This window comes from Azospirillum sp. UFLA03-27 (genome assembly GCF_059803775.1).
In genome coordinates, this window is record NZ_JAUQTX010000165.1 from 1 (window position 1) to 15,660 (window position 15,660).

Consider the following 15,660-nt stretch of genomic DNA (forward strand, 5'->3'; position numbering starts at 1 on the left):
GTTATAGTCTCGTGGGCTCGGAGATGTGTATAAGAGACAGGCCCACAGGAGGACATGCCCTCCCCCCTGCCCAACGACGACCTGCCGCCGTCCCGGCCCACCGATCCCGACTTCGCCTGAGCCGCGACGACGCCGACGGGCCAAAGCAAACGGGGCGCCCCCTTCCGGAGGCGCCCCGTTCTTCATCGGTGAACCGAAACGGACGGATCAGCGGCGCTGAACCATCAGCTTCTTGATCTCGGCGATGGCCTTGGCCGGGTTGAGGCCCTTCGGGCACGCCTTGGTGCAGTTCATGATGGTGTGGCAGCGGTAGAGGCGGAACGGGTCCTCAAGGTTGTCGAGGCGCTCGCCCGTCATCTCGTCGCGGCTGTCGACGATCCAGCGGTAGGCCTGGAGCAGGATCGACGGGCCGAGGTAGCGGTCGCCGTTCCACCAGTAGCTGGGGCAGGACGTCGAGCAGCAGAAGCACAGGATGCACTCGTAGAGGCCGTCCAGCTTGGCGCGGTCCTCCGGCGACTGCAGACGCTCGCGGCTCGGGGCCGGCGACTGCGACTGCAGCCACGGCTTGATCGAGGCGAGCTGGGCGTAGATGTGCTTCAGGTCGGGGACGAGATCCTTCACCACCGGCATGTGCGGCAGCGGGTAGATCTTGACGTCGCCCTTCACCTCCTCGATGGCCTTCAGGCAGGCCAGCGTGTTGGTGCCGTCGATGTTCATCGCGCAGGACCCGCAGATGCCCTCGCGGCAGCTCCGCCGGAAGGTCAGGGTCGAGTCGATGTTGTTCTTGATGTAGATGATCGCGTCCAGGATCATCGGGCCGAACTTGTCGAGGTCGACGACGTAGGTGTCGACCCGCGGGTTCTGCCCGTCATCCGGCGACCAGCGGTAGATCTTGAAGGTCTTCGCCCGCTTGGCGCCGCTGGCGGCGTTGATGGTCTTGCCGACGCCGACCTTGGAATTGGCGGGCAGGTTGAATTCGACCATGGTTCGTATCCTTGCCTTGCTCTTGCCGCCTTAGTAGACGCGGGCCTTGGGCGGGAACACCTGCACCTCGTCGGTCAGGGTGTAGAGATGGACCGGGCGGTACCCGATCTTCGTCTCGCCCTTGTCCGACACCTCGATGACGGTGTGCTTCATCCAGTTCTCGTCGTCGCGGTCCGGATAATCCTCGCGGGCGTGGGCGCCGCGGCTCTCCGGCCGGTTCTTCGCCGAGTGGAGCGTGGCGACCGCCTGGTACAGCAGGTTGTCCAGCTCGATGGCTTCGACGAGGTCGGAGTTCCAGACCAGCGAACGGTCGCTGATCGCCATGTCGCTCTTCTTCGCGAAGGTCTGGTCGATGAGCTTGACGCCCTCCTCCAGCACCTCGCCGGTGCGGAAGACCGCGCAGTTGTTCTGCATGGTCCGCTGCATTTCCAGGCGAAGCTCCGACGACTTGATGGAGCCCTTGGCGTTGCGGATGCGGTCGAAGCGCTCCAGGGCGACGTCGGTCGCGGCGGCGGACGACGACACCGACTTGCCCTTCTCGACGATCTCGGCGGCGCGGATGGCCGCCGAACGGCCGAACACCACGAGGTCGAGCAGCGAGTTGGAGCCCAGGCGGTTCGCACCGTGCACCGACACGCAGGCCGCCTCGCCGATGGCCATCAGGCCGGGCACCACGCGATCCGGGTCCTCGGCGGTCGGGTTGACCACCTCGCACCGGAAGTTGGTGGGGATGCCGCCCATGTTGTAGTGCACCGTCGGTAGAACCGGGATCGGCTCCTTGGTGACGTCCACGCCGGCGAAGATCTTGGCCGTCTCGGCGATGCCGGGCAGGCGCTGGTGGATGATCTCCGGCGGGAGATGCTCCAGGTGCAGGTGGATGTGGTCCTTGTGCTCACCGACGCCGCGGCCCTCGCGGATCTCGATGGTCATCGAGCGGGACACCACGTCGCGCGAGGCGAGGTCCTTGGCCGACGGCGCGTAACGCTCCATGAAGCGCTCGCCGTTGGAGTTGGTGAGGTAGCCACCCTCGCCGCGCACGCCCTCGGTGATGAGGCAGCCGGAGCCGTAGATGCCGGTCGGGTGGAACTGCACGAACTCCATGTCCTGCAGCGGCAGGCCGGCGCGCAGCACCATGCCGCCGCCGTCGCCCGTGCAGGTGTGGGCCGAGGTGGCGGAGAAGTAGGCGCGGCCGTAGCCGCCGGTCGCCAGAACGACGAGCTGGGCGCGGAAGCGGTGGATGGTGCCGTCGTCGAGGTTCCAGGCCACCACGCCCTTGCAGACGCCGTCCTCCATGATGAGGTCCAGCGCGAAATACTCGACGAAGAACTCCGCCTCGTGCTTCAGCGACTGCTGGTAGAGGGTGTGCAGGATGGCGTGGCCGGTGCGGTCGGCGGCGGCGCAGGTGCGGTAGGCCTGCTGCTTGCCGTAATGCGCGGTCATGCCGCCGAAGGCGCGCTGGTAGATCTTGCCTTCCGGCGTGCGCGAGAAGGGCACGCCGTAGTGCTCCAGCTCGATGATCGCCGGGATGGCCTCGCGGCACATGTACTCGATGGCGTCCTGGTCGCCCAGCCAGTCCGACCCCTTGACGGTGTCGTACATGTGGAAGCGCCAGTCGTCCTCGCTCATGTTGCCGAGCGCCGCCGAGATGCCGCCCTGGGCGGCCACGGTGTGCGAACGGGTCGGGAAGACCTTGGTGATGCACGCCGTCTTCAGGCCCTTCTCGGCCATGCCGAAGGTGGCGCGCAGGCCCGCACCGCCGGCACCGACGACGACGACGTCATAGGAATGATCGATAATATCGTAGGCGGCCATGGCTCGTCAGGCTCCGAACGAAATCTTGAGGACGGCGATGACGCAGGCGGCACCCAGCACGAAGCACAGGGCTTTCACGGCCAGGATGCTCAGGATCTTCGCCATCTCATTGTGCACGTAGTCCTCGATCACCACCTGCAGCCCGGCCTGGGCGTGGTGGAAGGTGACCACGGCGGTCAGCACCATCATCAGCGCCGAGAAGGGCGACTCCAGCCACGCGACGAAGGCCGCGTGGTCGGCGCCCAGATGGCGGATCACCCCGAAGACGAACCAGACGGTCAGCGGAACCAGGGCGATGGCGGTCACGCGCTGGTGCCACCAATGCTCGGTGCCGTGCTTGGCGGAGCCCAGGCCGCGCGCGATCTGCAGCGGCGAGCGGAGGGTCTTGCTGTTGGACGCCATGTCTTCTCTCCTCACCACACGGCCAGGCCGATGATCCAGGTCAGCACGGTCAGCACGGCCGCCGCACCGATGACGATCTGGTTGCCGCGGTCGGCCTCGCTCAGCTCGAACGCCTTGCCGGCGTCCCACACCAGATGCCGGATGCCGTTGCACAGGTGATAGTAGAGCGCCAGCGACCAGCCGAACATCAGCAGCAGCCCGAAGAACGAGCCGATGAAGTGCTGCGCGCGCTCGTATGCGGCGGGGCTGGTGGCGGCGGCGACCAGCCACCAGGTCAGCAGAAGGGTCCCGACGGCCAGCCCCACGCCCGTGATGCGGTGCGTGATGGACAGGAGCGCGGTCCTGGGAAGTTTGTAGACTTGCAGATGCGGAGAGAGCGGCCGACCGCTGCCGTTTGCCATTGCGTCGTCCTCAGTTCGGCGACCGGTCGCGGCAAGGAGGGCTGTTGCCGCGACGGCGGGTGATGCGAGACCGAAAGTTTTAAGCCCTGCTGTGTTTGGCGATTGAATTACGCCTCTACCGCACACGAGTCAACGGCAGGGACTTGGCCGTGGCCAAAATGGCGCACCGCGGGAAGTGCCTGAAAACTAACGGGCTTTGCTGCAGCTGGTATTACCAGGGCCGAAACCCGGTTTCGCCGTTCAGCCTATTACTTGTCGAAGCGGCGAACATTCTCCACCATCATCGAATACATCTGGGTAATCAGCTCCGCCGGACGCAGCCGGCCGAAGGGAATGTTCTCCTTGGCCCACTCCACCAGCCCCTCGGGCGGGCGGACCGGAGCGACCTCGTAGCCGGCCTTCTTCAGCGCGTTCATCACCGAACGCGCCTGCTTGGTGTAGTCCTCGTTGAAGAAGGACTTGTCCGCGTCCTTGATCGCCTTGGCAATGATGTCTTCGAGCGGAGTGGCCATGCCCCGGTGTGCCGGTCGCGGTCGTTCGTGATGGGGCGGACACGGTGTCACAACGCGGGCGCTGTTGCAATTCCATTGGGAACCGCATACCTCAAGCCCTCTTCGCACCGCATATCACAGGGATTAACCGCCATGGGCTACACAGTCGCGGTCGTCGGCGCCACCGGCAACGTCGGACGGGAAATGCTGAACACCCTCGCCGACCGCCGCTTCCCGGCCGACGCGGTGATCGCCCTGGCCGCCGACAGCGCGGTGGGCAAGGAAGTGTCCTTCGGCGAGGACGCGGTGCTGAAGGTCGAGGACGTCGGCCGCTTCGACTTCAAGGGCGTGGACATCGCTCTGTTCGCCGCGGACGCCAAGGTTTCGGCGGCCCACGCGCCGCGCGCCGCCGCCGCGGGCGCCGTGGTGATCGACGCCAGCCCGCAGTTCCGCATGGACCCCGACGTCCCGCTGGTGGTCCCGGAGGTCAACGCCGACGCGCTCGCCGGTTACGCGAAGAAGAACATCGTCGCCAGCCCCGGCGGCGCGGCCATCCTGTTGGCCATGGCGCTGAAGCCCCTGCACGAGCAGGTCACGGTGAGCCGCGTCGTCGTCTCCACCTATCAGGCGGCCTCGGACGCCGGCAAGGAGGGGATGGACGAGCTGTTCAGCCAGACCCGCGCCATCTACGTGAACGACCCGGTGCAGAAGTCCGTCTTCTCCAAGCAGATCGCCTTCAACGTCATCCCGCACATCGGCCCCTTCATGGAGGATGGTGCGACGCGGGACGAGTGGGCGATGAACGTCGAGACGAAGAAGATCCTCGACCCCAAGATCAAGGTGAGCGCAACCTGCGTCCGCGTCCCCGTCTTCATCGGCCATTCCGCCGCGATCACCATCGAGTGCGTCGAGCCGGTGACCGCCGAGGAGGCCCGCCGCATCCTGCGCAAGGCGCCGGGCATGCAGGTGATCGACCAGCAGGAGAACGACGGCTACATCACCCCGGTCGAGATCGCCGGCGACGACCCGGTCTTCGTCAGCCGCCTCCGCGAGGACTACACGGTGGACAACGGCCTGTCCTTCTGGGCGTCCACCGACAACCTGCGCAAGGGCGCCGCGCTCAACGCCGTGCAGATCGCTGAGCTGCTGGTGAAGGAGTATCTCGACGCGTGATCCCGATCCGTCCCTCCCGCCCGGACGACGCCCCGGCGCTCTTTGCCGTCTGGCTCGCCGCGGTGCGCAGCACGCACGACTTCCTGAGCGAGGCGGACATCGGCTTCTACGCCGACCTCGTGCGCGACCAGTATCTTCCGGCGGCGGCGCTCATGGTCGCGGTGGACGGCGACGACCGGCCGGTCGGCTTCCTGGGCATGAGCGGGCGGAAGATCGACACGCTGTTCGTCGATCCGGCGTGGCACGGCCAGGGGATCGGCCGTGCCCTGGTCGCCTCCGCGTTCGACAGCGGGTGGGGACTGACGGTCGACGTGAACGAGCAGAACAGCGCCGCACGGACTTTTTATCGGCGCCTCGGCTTCCGGGAGGTCGGGCGCTCCGCGCTGGACGACAGCGGCCGCCCATTCCCCTTGCTGCATCTCGCCCTCGATGGCTCCGGCCGACGCGAACCGACCGGAGCCTGAAAGGCTTACTTGACGAACAGCCGGTAGAGGGCGGAATGGTCCAGCCCGCCGTCGCCCTGTTCGGCCAGCAGTTCGAACAGCTCCAGGCTCAGGCCCAGCGCGGGAAGCTGGATGCCGGACTGCTCCGCCAGTTCCTCCGCCTGCTTCAGATCCTTGATCTGAGTGACCACACGGCCGCCCGGCGTGAAGTCGCCGGAGACCATGCGCTGGCCGTGCAGCTCCAGGATGCGCGACTCGGCGAAGCCGCCGCGGATGGCGTCGCGGACCTTGCCCGGCTCCACCCCCGCCGCCTTGGCCAGCGCCAGCGCCTCGGCCACCGCGCCGATGCTCAGCGCGACGATCACCTGATTGGCCATCTTGGCGACCTGCCCGGCCCCGCTGTCACCGACATGGGTGATGCGCTGGCCCATCGACTGGAACAGCGGCAGGGCGCGGGCAAAGGCCTCCTCCGTGCCGCCGGCCATGATGGTCAGGGTGCCGGCCTCCGCCGCCACCGTGCCGCCGGACACCGGGGCGTCCACCCAGTCGGCGCCCCTGGCGCGGACGGCCTCGGCCAGCTTGCGGGTCGCCCCGACCGCCGTGGTGCCCATGTCAATGACGAGATGGCCGGGCCGCAGCGCGTCGATCAGGGATGCTGCCACCGCCTCCACCGCCACGGTGTCCGACAGCATCAGCACGATGGCGTCGGCGCGGGCGGCGACCTCGGCGGGGTTGGCGGCGGGGCTCATGCCCTCGCCAGCCAGTTCCTCGACCGGGCCGGGGCTGCGGCTGCTGATCACCAGGGCAGCACCGGCCTTCGCCAGATTGCGGGCCATCGGCCGGCCCATCAGGCCCAGCCCGATGACGCCAACCGTCCGTCCCGCCAGACCTGGCCGTCCGGTCATGTCACCGGCCGTCACAGGCGGGTGTGGCGCGCCCGCGCGCCGCGTTCGATGGCGGCGGCGCACAGCCGGTCCACGCCCAGCTTGTGCCGGATCAGTTCCAGCATCCGCAGTTCCTCCTGCGAGGCCGACGGGTCCGCCGCGGCGATGTCGCAGGCGAGCGCGTAGGCGGTCTCGGACAGCTTGGACGGAATGGCCTCCTTGACGATCTGGAGCGTCGTCTCCAGCCCGTCGGCGTCGGCCAGCAGGCCGGAGCATTCGCGGGTCACATCGGTCAGCCGGTCGATGTCGAAATCCTTGAAGATCGGCAGGTAGCGGACGTTCTCGCCGATGGCCTCAAGCTCCGCGTCCGTCATGTCGCCGTCGCACGCCGACACCAGCACCATGACGTAGATGAGCGCGCTGTGATGGTTGATCATCGAAACTCCTGCGGAAAAAGGGCCCCGCCCAATCTTGCCCGCCCCCCGCGCGCCGTCAAGGGAGGGAGCGCCGTCAAGGGAGCTATGCCCGGGGCGGACGGGTGGGTCCCTCGACAGGGGACGGGTTGCCCCTTAAGGTCGGCCCCCATGTCGGTGGTCTTCAACGTGGCGCTCCCGGTCTTCGCCATCATCCTGGCGGGCGTCCTTTCCGGTAAGGCGAAGCTGCTCGGTCCCGCCTCGTCGGAGGCGCTGAACAAGTTCGTCTACTGGATGGCCCTGCCGCCGGTGCTGTTCCTCGGCACCGCGAAGCGCTCGCTGCCGGAGATCTTCAACGGCCCCTTCATCGGCGCCTTTCTCGGCTCGATGCTGGCGGTCTACGCGCTGGGCGCCCTGCTGGGCTGGCTGATCCACCGGGAGCGCACGCAGATCCAGTGCATGCAGGGGCTGAACGCCTGCTTCTCCAACACCGGCTACATGGGCATCCCGCTGTTCCTGGCGGCCTTCGGCCCGGACCGTCTGGCCCCGGCCATCCTCGCCACCGTCATCATGAGCGCGATCATGGTCGGCATCGCGGTGATCTGGCTGGAGTTCGCCAACAGTCAGGGCGGCGGCATCGGCAAGGCGCTGCGCGACGTCGGCCGGGCGCTGGTCAAGAACCCGCTGATCATCTCCACGGCCCTGGGGCTCGCCTGGTCGGTCTTCCTGTCCGGCGTGCCGGTGCCGCGCCCGATCGCCATCTACTGCGACCTGATGGGCGCCTCCGCCGGTCCCTGCGCCCTGTTCGCCATCGGCCTGTTCCTGGCAACCCAGAGCCTGAAGGCCAACCTGCTGGAGGTCGGCTGGATCAGCGCCCTGAAACTGGTGGTGCAGCCGGCGCTGGCGTGGTTCCTCATCCAGACGCTGTTCCCGCTAGACCCCTTCTGGGCCGGATCGGCCATCATCCTCGCCGGGCTGCCCACCGGCGCCCTGACCTTCGTGGTGGCCAGCCAGTACCGCATCTATGTGGAGCGCACCTCCGCCGCGATCCTGATGTCCACCATCGCCAGCGTGGTCACCCTGTCCTTCCTGCTGGCCACCTACGCGCCGCCGCTCTGAACCTTGGCTTGCGGTCGTCTGGTCGCGCTCGCCTCTTGAGACATTCATCTTTCTTAAAAGAAAGAAACCATTTGAAAAGCGGGAGACAGCCTCCCTGCGTCATTCTTGCGTCTTTCTTAATATTTGCTGTTCAATCATTTGATCACGGCAAATCCAGCGCCCAACGCACGGGCGCTGGTCTGCCGAATCCTTTCGTTCAGACTCATAACAATCGACCGCCGCCGCATCGTTTCGGGGGAAAGAGATACGCGCCATGTCCATGCTGAGTTCCATGACCATCCGGACCAAGGTGGTCGCCGCCACCGTCTGTGTCCTGCTGATGTCAGTCGCCCTGGGACTGTTCGCCGTCGACCGGCTGAGCACCGTCAACCACGCCGCGGAGGAAATCCGCTCCAACTGGCTGCCCAGCGTCACCGCCATCGGAGAGATCGACGGTGCGGCCAACGATTACCGCATCCTGGAGGCGTCCCACATCCTGGCGCTCTACCCGGCGGAAATGGCCGAGGTTGAAAAGGAGATGACCACGGTTCTGAACCGCCTGGCGGAGGCCCGGCGGAAATATGAGCCGCTGCTGGCCCCCGGTTGGGAAACCCAGACCTTCAGACGCTGGGAGGCGGCTTGGGATGGCTATCTGAAAATCAGCCAGGGCAAATTGCTTCCCCCCTCACGAGCCAACGAGAACGAGAAGGCTACAGGCATCTACCGGGACGAATCGCGCAAGGCGTTCGATGAGTGCTCCGCGCTCGTCAATGACCTGACCACCTCCAACGTCCAGAACGCCACGAAGGCGGCGGACTCGGGGCGGGCCACCTATGTCGGAGCGCGGAACTGGATTCTGGGCGCCATCGCGTTCGTGGCGGTCCTCTGCCTGTTCGCCGGCATCGCCATGACGAAGTCGGTCGCCCGGCCCATCGTCGCCCTGACCTCCATCATGGACCGTCTGGCCAGGCGCGACCTCGGAGTCGCGGTGGAAGGCGGCAACCGGCAGGACGAGATCGGCGCCATGGCCCGCGCGGTGCAGGTCTTCAAGGACGGCCTGATCGAGGCGGAGCGCCTGACCGCCGCCCAGGCCGCCGAGGAGGAGAACAAGCGCCGCCGCACCGAGCGGATCGATTCGCTGATCCGCAACTTCGACGGCGCGGTGCACAGCGTCCTGCAGACCGTGGGCGCCGCGGCGTCGCAGCTCGACACCACCGCCCGCAGCATGACCGACATCGCCGAGCACACGCGGGCCGAGGCGGGCAGCGCGGCGGCGGCGGCGGAGCTGACCTCCGCCAACGTGCAGACCGTTGCCGCCGCGTCGGAGGAGATGGCCGCCTCCATCACCGAGATTTCCCAGCAGGTGTCGCAGTCGGCCGGCATCGCCGGCAAGGCGGTGGACGAGGCCGACCGCACCAACGCCACCGTGCAGGGGCTGTCGGAAGCGGCCCAGCGCATCGGCGACGTGGTGGACCTGATCCAGAACATCGCCGCCCAGACCAACCTGCTGGCTCTGAACGCCACCATCGAGGCGGCACGGGCGGGCGAGGCCGGCAAGGGCTTCGCCGTCGTGGCGAGCGAGGTCAAGAGCCTCGCCAACCAGACCTCCAAGGCGACGGAGGAGATCGCCCAGCAGATCGGCGCCATCCAGGCGGCCACCGGCGGGGCGGTCGGCGCCATCCGCGGGATCGGGGCGACCATCTCCTCGATCAACGACATCTCCTCCTCCATCGCCGCCGCCATCGAGGAGCAGGGTGCGGCGACCCAGGAGATCAGCCGCAACGTCCAGCAGGCGGCGCAGAGCACCCAGGAAGTGACCAGCAACATCGGCCGAGTGTCGCAGGCCGCGACCGAGACCGGCAGCGCCGCGACCCAGGTGATGTCGGCCTCCGGCGACCTGAACCAGGGGGCGATGCGCCTGAAGAGCGAGGTGGAAAACTTCCTCATCGCCATCAAGGCCGCCTGAGGATCGCAAGACAGGACCGGTGGGCGGCCGCGGGACCGCTCACCGGCAGCCCCGCCGCGGCATGGGCTCCGGCGTCCTGCGTCTCCTCATACTTTCGAAGAAGCGCGCGGCAATCGGTTTGACAACCGGCGGCTGTCCCGGCACTCCATGACCGTCACCGGTCACTGTCTCATCAAGAGTACAGAATGGAGGAGCCGCCATGCTGAGCCTCTACGCGCAGCACGCGCAGACCTATTTGCTTGTCCTGATGATAAGCACGACGCTTTTCTTCGCCCTCCCGATTTTCATCGCGCCGCTCGCCTGGGCTCGACTGATGCTGTGGCGCATCCCGCAGGACACCGACCTCGCCGTCTATTTCGGCCGCTGCCTCGGGGCGTTCATCCTGATCGTCGAGTTCCTGATGCTGCGCGGCGCGACGACGGTGGAGACGACCGCCTATGCCTTCGACGTCCTGTTCGGCGTGTTCGGGCTGATGCTGGCGGTCCATGTCTACGGCGCCATCCGGCGCATCCAGCCGATCACCGAGACGCTGGAGATCGGCTTCTGGGCGCTCCTGCTCCTGCTCAACACTTGGTTCTACCCCGCCCTTCCCGCCTGACGGAATCGCGGCCCACCACTATGGCCCCGCTGCTGTTGCCAAGCCGCCGCTGCCCGTATAATGTGCACCGCGCATCAAGAGTTGAGCGGACGCTCAACGCCAACCTGCTTACCCGAGCAAGGTGGCGTCCCGAAGGGGGATGTGGCCGGACCGGCAATCAAACGGGGTTCGCCATGACGTCTGTTCCGACCGATGCACCGACAGCGGAGCCGGACGAGTCATGCCCATCAGGATCCCCAACGATCTTCCCGCCTTCACCGCCCTCCAGACCGAGGGCGTCATGGTCATGCAGGAGGCTGACGCCATCCGGCAGGACATCCGGCCCCTGCGCTTCGGCCTGCTCAACCTGATGCCCGACAAGATCCGGACCGAGACGCAGATCGCCCGCCTGCTGGGCAACACGCCGCTTCAGGTCGAGCTGTCGCTGATCCGGATCACCAACCATGTGCCGCGCAACACTGCGGCGGACCACATGAGCGCCTTCTACCGGTCGTGGGAGGACGCGCGCCGCGAGACGTTCGACGGCTTCATCATCACCGGCGCCCCGGTCGAGACGATGCCCTTCGCGGAGGTGTCCTACTGGGACGAGCTGTGTTCGGTATTCGACTGGACGCAGAGCCACGTCCATTCCTGTCTGAACATCTGCTGGGCGGCGCAGGCCGCCGTCCATCATTTCCACGGCGTGCCGAAGCATCTCCTGCCGCGCAAGGCATCCGGCGTGTACCGGCACCGCAACCGCGCCCCCGCCTCGCCCTATCTGTGCGGCCTGTCCGACGGCGTGCCCATCCCGGTTTCGCGCTGGACCGAGGTGCGCGAGGAGGACATTCCCCCCGAAAGCGGCCTGCGCGTGTTGCTGGACTCCCCAGAGGCTGGCCCTTGCCTGCTGGAGGACGCCGCCCACCGGTCGCTGCACATGTTCAACCACATCGAGTACGACACGGACACGCTGCGCAACGAATATGTCCGGGACGTCGCCAAGGACGCGGCCACGCCGGTTCCCCAGGGCTATTTCCCCGACGACGACCCGAGCCGCCCGCCCGAAAACCGGTGGCGGAGCCACGCCCATCTGCTGTTCGCCAACTGGATCAACCAAATCTACCAGACGACGCCCTTCGAGCTTTCCCGCATCGGCACGGCCGGTTAGGCCGCCGTCAGGGCGACCGAACCGCCCCGTCACCCTCTCCCACCGGCGGCACAGCGTCGTCCATCTGCAAGGCGAGCCAGAGCAGATGCGCCGCGGCGGATGGGCTGACGCACGGCGGACGGGAGCCGCTCCCTCCGCCGTCCTCCCCCACCGCCGCCAGACCATACAGGGCCGCCACCAGATTGCCCTTGGCGCGGGGCGACAGGCGCCGACCCCGGTCGGCCAGTCCCTGCTCCACAAGGGCGATCGCCTCGCTTAACAGCGCGAGGTCAAGCACCGGCCGCGGAAGGGCAGCCTCCCGCGGCGGAAGCGGAAGGGCGCCGTCGCCGGACTCCAGGCGGCCGGCCACCGTCCGCATGCTGCCCCGGCCGGTCAGCAGCCAGTTCATGTCGATGCCGAGGGCGGCCAATTCCGACAGGGTCTCTCCCTTCGGCAGCTTGCCGTTCAACTCGTAGGACTGCCACGTGTTCTCCCCGAGACGGAACCGGCGAGACATTGTTTTCTGTGTCTCACCGAGAAATTCGCGTACGGTCTTGAGCCGATCCCCAAGCTGCACCACGCCGGTTTCTCCCAGGCCTGGAGAGGAAGCCTCCATTTCCACGGTGAATTTGCTTCCCACGGCGCCCCGCTCGCGATGAGGCCAATCGTCGGTTGCACGTTTTCTCATGTTGCGACGATACGTGTTATCGTGTAGAAAACGCTGGAATACGCGGTGCGCAGCACTTTTACGCATGGATACGACATGGCCATTCTCGGTGTGCGCTCCATTTATTCCGCCCTCGGTCCAGGCTCCGCGGGGCCGCCGGCCAAGGCCCGCACGCGACACTAGAAACCGTGTGCCCCCGAAGGGCATCCAGGTTCTGCACCGGTAGAGTAGCGAAGTCTCCTTCACCGCTCGCGGGAACAAGGCGGCCATGATAACTGTGGGACGCCAGTTTCTTCCGGACCAACGTCTTCGGAAGCGCCCCACGAATCTCTCCGCATGGCCGCCCCCTTGGCCACCGACCAATCCTTCAACTTATCGCAGAACATGTAGGCTTTTGCATCGCCCATCCGCGCGCCCATGCAGCCGGGCGTGCGGAAGCATGTGAGGCATCCCTCCACTGTCACACAATGAACAATTTTGCCGCAACCGGTTCGTTGCGAAATCATTCGTTTTCAACGAAGAAAAACAAAAATACAAAATCCTCCTTTGGTGAAAGCGCGAGGAAACCGACCACCAGCACGACAGAAAAGAGAAAAACAAACCATGAATGACATCAGCGTCAGAACAAAAACCTTCGCCGTTTTTGCATTTCTATCCCTGCTTCTCGCTGGAATTGGAACCCTCGGAATCAACCGCCTGTCGGTGGTCAACGACAGTTCGACGGAGATCGCCACCTTTTGGATGCCGCGGGTCGTGCAGGTCAACACCGTGAACGACGCGGTGTCGAACTTCCGCATCCTGCAAAGCGCCCACATCCTCAGCACCAGCGAGCCGGAAATGGCCGCGGCGGAGAAGAGGATGGACGAGATGGAAGCCAGCATCGCCAACGCCCGCCGGACCTACGAGGCAACGCTGCGCACCGCCGAAGGGCGCGGGCTGTTCGCCCAGTTCGAGCAGCAATGGGCGCAGTATTTGACGTTGCAGCGTCAGATCACCGCCCTGTCGCGGCGCAACGAGAACGCCGCCGCCAACGCCCTGTTCCGCGACGCGGCCGACAAGGGATTTCAGGAGGTCGGGCGGACTCTCGACGCCATGATCGACCACAACAACCGCGGGGCCGCCAAGGCGAGCGACGACGCCGACGCCGTCTACGCCCAGTCCAGCACGATGCTCATCGTCGCGCTGCTCATCGGCATCGCCGTCTGCCTGGGCGGTGCGCTGATGATGATCCGCGGGGTCTCCTCGCCGATCGGCGCGATGACCGAAGCGATGCGCCGGCTGGCCGGTGGCGACAAGACGACGGCGATTCCCTTCGCCAACCGGGGCGACGAGATCGGCGCCATGGCCACCGCGGTCCAGGTCTTCAAGGACGGGCTGATCGAGGCCGACCGGCTGGCCGCCGAGCAGGCCGCCGACCAGGCCGCCAAGCTGCGGCGGACCGAGGCGGTCGAACGGCTGATCGCCTCCTTCGAGGAGCAGGTCGCCGACGCGCTGCGCAACGTCGCCGCCGCCGCGACCGAGTTGGACACCACCGCCCAGAGCATGGCGGTCACCGCCCGCCAGACCAACGACCAGGCGGCCAACGCCGCCGCCGCCGCGGAGCAGACCAGCGCCAACGTGCAGACGGTCGCCAGCGCCGCGGAGGAGATGTCCAGCTCCATTGGGGAGATCGGTTCGCAGGTCACCCGCTCCACCGGCATCGCCGGACAGGCGGTGCAGGAGGCCGGGCGCACCACCGACTCCGTGCGCGGGCTGGCCGACGCCGCGCACCGCATCGGCGCCGTGGTGCAGCTCATCACCAACATCGCCGGGCAGACCAACCTGCTGGCGCTCAACGCCACCATCGAGGCGGCCCGCGCGGGCGAGGCCGGCAAGGGCTTCGCCGTCGTGGCGTCGGAGGTGAAGCAGCTCGCCAACCAGACCGCCCGCGCGACAGACGAGATCGCCTCGCAGATCCAGGGGATCCAGGAGGCCACCGCCGGCTCGGTCGGCGCCATCGAGGGGATCGGCCGCACCATCGCGGCGATCAACGAGATCTCCACCTCCATCGCCGCGGCGATCGAGGAGCAGGCCGCGGCGACCAACGAGATCTCGCGCAACGTCCAGCAGGCGGCGATCGGCACGCGCGAGGTGTCCAGCAACATCGCCCAGGTGACCGAGGCCGCCGGCACCACCGGGGCCGCCGCCCATCAGGTGCTGGGTGCGGCCGGAGGGCTGGCCTCGCAGGCGGAGAACCTGCGCCGCGACGTGGAGAGCTTCCTGGCGGCGATCCGCGCCGCCTGAGGCACTGTCCGGTTCCTGCGGGGTCTCACCAGCCCCGCAGGAATTCCGCCGTCGCCTCCACCGCCTCCTTGATGCCGACGCGGCGGACCTCCACACCCTCTGGGAAGGCGCCGAACAGGCGGCTCGGCATCATCGGGTCGAGCAGAACGAACACCCCGGTGTCGTCGGCCCGCCGCACCAGCCGGCCGAAGGCCTGCTTCAGCCGCAACCGCGCGATCATATCCTCGTAGCGCCGCCGCCCGAAGGCGTCGCGCCGGGCGCGGTGCAGGATGTCGGGGCGCGGCCAGGGCACGCGGTCGAACACGATCAGCCGCAACGAGCGGCCCGGCACGTCCACCCCGTCGCGCACCGCGTCGGTGCCGAGCAGGCAGGCGTGCTCCTCCCCCCGGAAGATGTCGATCAGGGTCGCCACGTCCAGCGGGTCGACATGCTGGGCGTAGAGCGGGACGCCGGTGGCGTCCAGCGGCTCCACGATGCGGTCGTAGACGGCGCGCAGCCGGCTGATCGCGGTGAACAGCCCCAGCCCGCCGCCCCCCGCTGCCTGGAACAGCGTGCGGTAGGCCGACGCCACCTGCCCCAGATCGTCCTTGCGCACGTCGGTGACCACCATCACCCGCGTGCGGTTGGGGTAGTCGAAGGGCGACGGCACCTGGGCGCGCAGCGCCGGCTTCGGCAGATGGCTGGCGCCGCAGCGGTCCTCCGCCGCCTGCCAGTCCATGGCGACATCGCCGGTGCCGTCGGTCAGGGTGGCCGAGGTGACCACCATGCCGTGCGCCGGCCCGGCCAGCGCCTCGGCGAAGGGAACGGTCGGGTCGATCCAGTGGCGGTAGAGCCCGACATCGACGTCGCGCCCGTCGATCCGCTCCACCGCGAACCAGTCGACGAACTGCGCCGGGGTCTCCACCGGCAGCGTCTTCAGCAT

16 protein-coding genes and 1 riboswitch are annotated in these 15,660 nt (G+C 67.3%); of the genes, 7 read left to right on the forward strand and 9 right to left on the reverse strand.

What is annotated here, in order from left to right; genetic code table 11:
* Window positions 1–207: 207 nt before the first annotated feature.
* The 5 genes from Q4I23_RS21785 to Q4I23_RS21805 all read right to left on the reverse strand — a co-directional run bounded on the left by Q4I23_RS21785 (window position 208) and on the right by Q4I23_RS21805 (window position 4,111).
* A complete protein-coding gene (locus Q4I23_RS21785) occupies window positions 208–984 on the reverse strand; it encodes a succinate dehydrogenase iron-sulfur subunit (protein ID WP_014241601.1) in 777 nt (258 codons plus the stop codon).
* A gap of 30 nt (window positions 985–1,014) precedes the next feature.
* Window positions 1,015–2,796, reverse strand: a complete 1,782-nt coding sequence (gene sdhA / locus Q4I23_RS21790) for a succinate dehydrogenase flavoprotein subunit (protein ID WP_035675802.1) — start codon at window positions 2,794–2,796, stop codon at window positions 1,015–1,017.
* A 6-nt stretch (window positions 2,797–2,802) separates the two neighbouring features.
* A complete protein-coding gene (sdhD, locus tag Q4I23_RS21795; RefSeq protein ID WP_454019118.1) occupies window positions 2,803–3,198 on the reverse strand; it encodes a succinate dehydrogenase, hydrophobic membrane anchor protein in 396 nt (131 codons plus the stop codon).
* A gap of 11 nt (window positions 3,199–3,209) precedes the next feature.
* On the reverse strand, window positions 3,210–3,599 hold the full coding sequence (sdhC, locus tag Q4I23_RS21800; RefSeq protein ID WP_014241603.1) for a succinate dehydrogenase, cytochrome b556 subunit: 390 nt from the start codon (window positions 3,597–3,599) through the stop codon (window positions 3,210–3,212).
* A gap of 248 nt (window positions 3,600–3,847) precedes the next feature.
* Window positions 3,848–4,111, reverse strand: a complete 264-nt coding sequence (locus Q4I23_RS21805; RefSeq protein WP_014241604.1) for a hypothetical protein — start codon at window positions 4,109–4,111, stop codon at window positions 3,848–3,850.
* A 132-nt stretch (window positions 4,112–4,243) separates the two neighbouring features.
* On the opposite strand from Q4I23_RS21805, the gene Q4I23_RS21810 reads away from it, so the two are divergent.
* On the forward strand, window positions 4,244–5,263 hold the full coding sequence (locus Q4I23_RS21810) for an aspartate-semialdehyde dehydrogenase (RefSeq protein ID WP_454019117.1): 1,020 nt from the start codon (window positions 4,244–4,246) through the stop codon (window positions 5,261–5,263).
* Window positions 5,260–5,727 carry an acetyltransferase gene (locus tag Q4I23_RS21815; RefSeq protein WP_498527590.1) on the forward strand — a complete coding sequence of 156 codons (468 nt, stop codon included), beginning with the start codon at window positions 5,260–5,262 and terminating at the stop codon, window positions 5,725–5,727. The genes Q4I23_RS21810 and Q4I23_RS21815 overlap by 4 nt, the downstream gene beginning before the upstream one ends.
* A 5-nt stretch (window positions 5,728–5,732) precedes the next feature.
* On the opposite strand, the gene Q4I23_RS21820 is transcribed toward Q4I23_RS21815, so the two are convergent.
* Window positions 5,733–6,611 (reverse strand): NAD(P)-dependent oxidoreductase, encoded by an 879-nt coding sequence (locus Q4I23_RS21820; RefSeq protein WP_498527591.1) that lies wholly within the window; start codon window positions 6,609–6,611, stop codon window positions 5,733–5,735.
* 11 nt (window positions 6,612–6,622) lie between these two features.
* Window positions 6,623–7,027, reverse strand: a complete 405-nt coding sequence (locus Q4I23_RS21825; protein ID WP_014241609.1) for a tellurite resistance TerB family protein — start codon at window positions 7,025–7,027, stop codon at window positions 6,623–6,625.
* A gap of 147 nt (window positions 7,028–7,174) precedes the next feature.
* Between Q4I23_RS21825 and Q4I23_RS21830 the strand changes: the two genes are divergently transcribed.
* The 4 genes from Q4I23_RS21830 (at window position 7,175) to Q4I23_RS21845 (ending at window position 11,809) form a co-directional block, all read left to right on the forward strand.
* Complete coding sequence (locus Q4I23_RS21830) at window positions 7,175–8,122, forward strand: AEC family transporter (protein WP_145704114.1); 948 nt, start codon at window positions 7,175–7,177, stop codon at window positions 8,120–8,122.
* A gap of 253 nt (window positions 8,123–8,375) precedes the next feature.
* A complete protein-coding gene (locus Q4I23_RS21835; RefSeq protein WP_498527592.1) occupies window positions 8,376–10,067 on the forward strand; it encodes a HAMP domain-containing methyl-accepting chemotaxis protein in 1,692 nt (563 codons plus the stop codon).
* Between the two features lie 199 nt (window positions 10,068–10,266).
* Complete coding sequence (locus Q4I23_RS21840) at window positions 10,267–10,665, forward strand: hypothetical protein (protein WP_498527593.1); 399 nt, start codon at window positions 10,267–10,269, stop codon at window positions 10,663–10,665.
* A 66-nt stretch (window positions 10,666–10,731) separates the two neighbouring features.
* Window positions 10,732–10,836, forward strand: a riboswitch (SAM-I-IV-variant riboswitch).
* A gap of 49 nt (window positions 10,837–10,885) precedes the next feature.
* Window positions 10,886–11,809 (forward strand): homoserine O-succinyltransferase, encoded by a 924-nt coding sequence (locus Q4I23_RS21845; RefSeq protein ID WP_498527594.1) that lies wholly within the window; start codon window positions 10,886–10,888, stop codon window positions 11,807–11,809.
* A 7-nt stretch (window positions 11,810–11,816) separates the two neighbouring features.
* Here Q4I23_RS21845 and Q4I23_RS21850 read toward each other — a convergent pair whose 3' ends face one another.
* A complete protein-coding gene (locus Q4I23_RS21850; RefSeq protein WP_237902904.1) occupies window positions 11,817–12,305 on the reverse strand; it encodes a hypothetical protein in 489 nt (162 codons plus the stop codon).
* A gap of 753 nt (window positions 12,306–13,058) precedes the next feature.
* On the opposite strand from Q4I23_RS21850, the gene Q4I23_RS21855 reads away from it, so the two are divergent.
* Window positions 13,059–14,738 (forward strand): methyl-accepting chemotaxis protein, encoded by a 1,680-nt coding sequence (locus Q4I23_RS21855; protein WP_498527595.1) that lies wholly within the window; start codon window positions 13,059–13,061, stop codon window positions 14,736–14,738.
* A gap of 25 nt (window positions 14,739–14,763) precedes the next feature.
* On the opposite strand, the gene Q4I23_RS21860 is transcribed toward Q4I23_RS21855, so the two are convergent.
* Window positions 14,764–15,660: helicase C-terminal domain-containing protein (locus Q4I23_RS21860; RefSeq protein ID WP_498527596.1), on the reverse strand; the 897-nt coding region annotated here is incomplete at its 5' end.

Coding starts and splice junctions, on each gene's coding strand:
- Q4I23_RS21850 (WP_237902904.1), bottom strand. CDS start 12,305: ATGTCTCGCCGGTTCCGTCTCGGGGAGAACACGTGGCAGTCCTACGAG.
- Q4I23_RS21840 (WP_498527593.1), top strand. CDS start 10,267: ATGCTGAGCCTCTACGCGCAGCACGCGCAGACCTATTTGCTTGTCCTG.
- Q4I23_RS21835 (WP_498527592.1), top strand. CDS start 8,376: ATGTCCATGCTGAGTTCCATGACCATCCGGACCAAGGTGGTCGCCGCC.
- Q4I23_RS21785 (WP_014241601.1), bottom strand. CDS start 984: ATGGTCGAATTCAACCTGCCCGCCAATTCCAAGGTCGGCGTCGGCAAG.
- sdhA (WP_035675802.1), bottom strand. CDS start 2,796: ATGGCCGCCTACGATATTATCGATCATTCCTATGACGTCGTCGTCGTC.
- Q4I23_RS21855 (WP_498527595.1), top strand. CDS start 13,059: ATGAATGACATCAGCGTCAGAACAAAAACCTTCGCCGTTTTTGCATTT.
- Q4I23_RS21825 (WP_014241609.1), bottom strand. CDS start 7,027: ATGATCAACCATCACAGCGCGCTCATCTACGTCATGGTGCTGGTGTCG.
- Q4I23_RS21805 (WP_014241604.1), bottom strand. CDS start 4,111: ATGGCCACTCCGCTCGAAGACATCATTGCCAAGGCGATCAAGGACGCG.
- Q4I23_RS21810 (WP_454019117.1), top strand. CDS start 4,244: ATGGGCTACACAGTCGCGGTCGTCGGCGCCACCGGCAACGTCGGACGG.
- Q4I23_RS21820 (WP_498527591.1), bottom strand. CDS start 6,611: ATGACCGGACGGCCAGGTCTGGCGGGACGGACGGTTGGCGTCATCGGG.
- Q4I23_RS21830 (WP_145704114.1), top strand. CDS start 7,175: ATGTCGGTGGTCTTCAACGTGGCGCTCCCGGTCTTCGCCATCATCCTG.
- sdhD (WP_454019118.1), bottom strand. CDS start 3,198: ATGGCGTCCAACAGCAAGACCCTCCGCTCGCCGCTGCAGATCGCGCGC.
- sdhC (WP_014241603.1), bottom strand. CDS start 3,599: ATGGCAAACGGCAGCGGTCGGCCGCTCTCTCCGCATCTGCAAGTCTAC.
- Q4I23_RS21845 (WP_498527594.1), top strand. CDS start 10,886: ATGCCCATCAGGATCCCCAACGATCTTCCCGCCTTCACCGCCCTCCAG.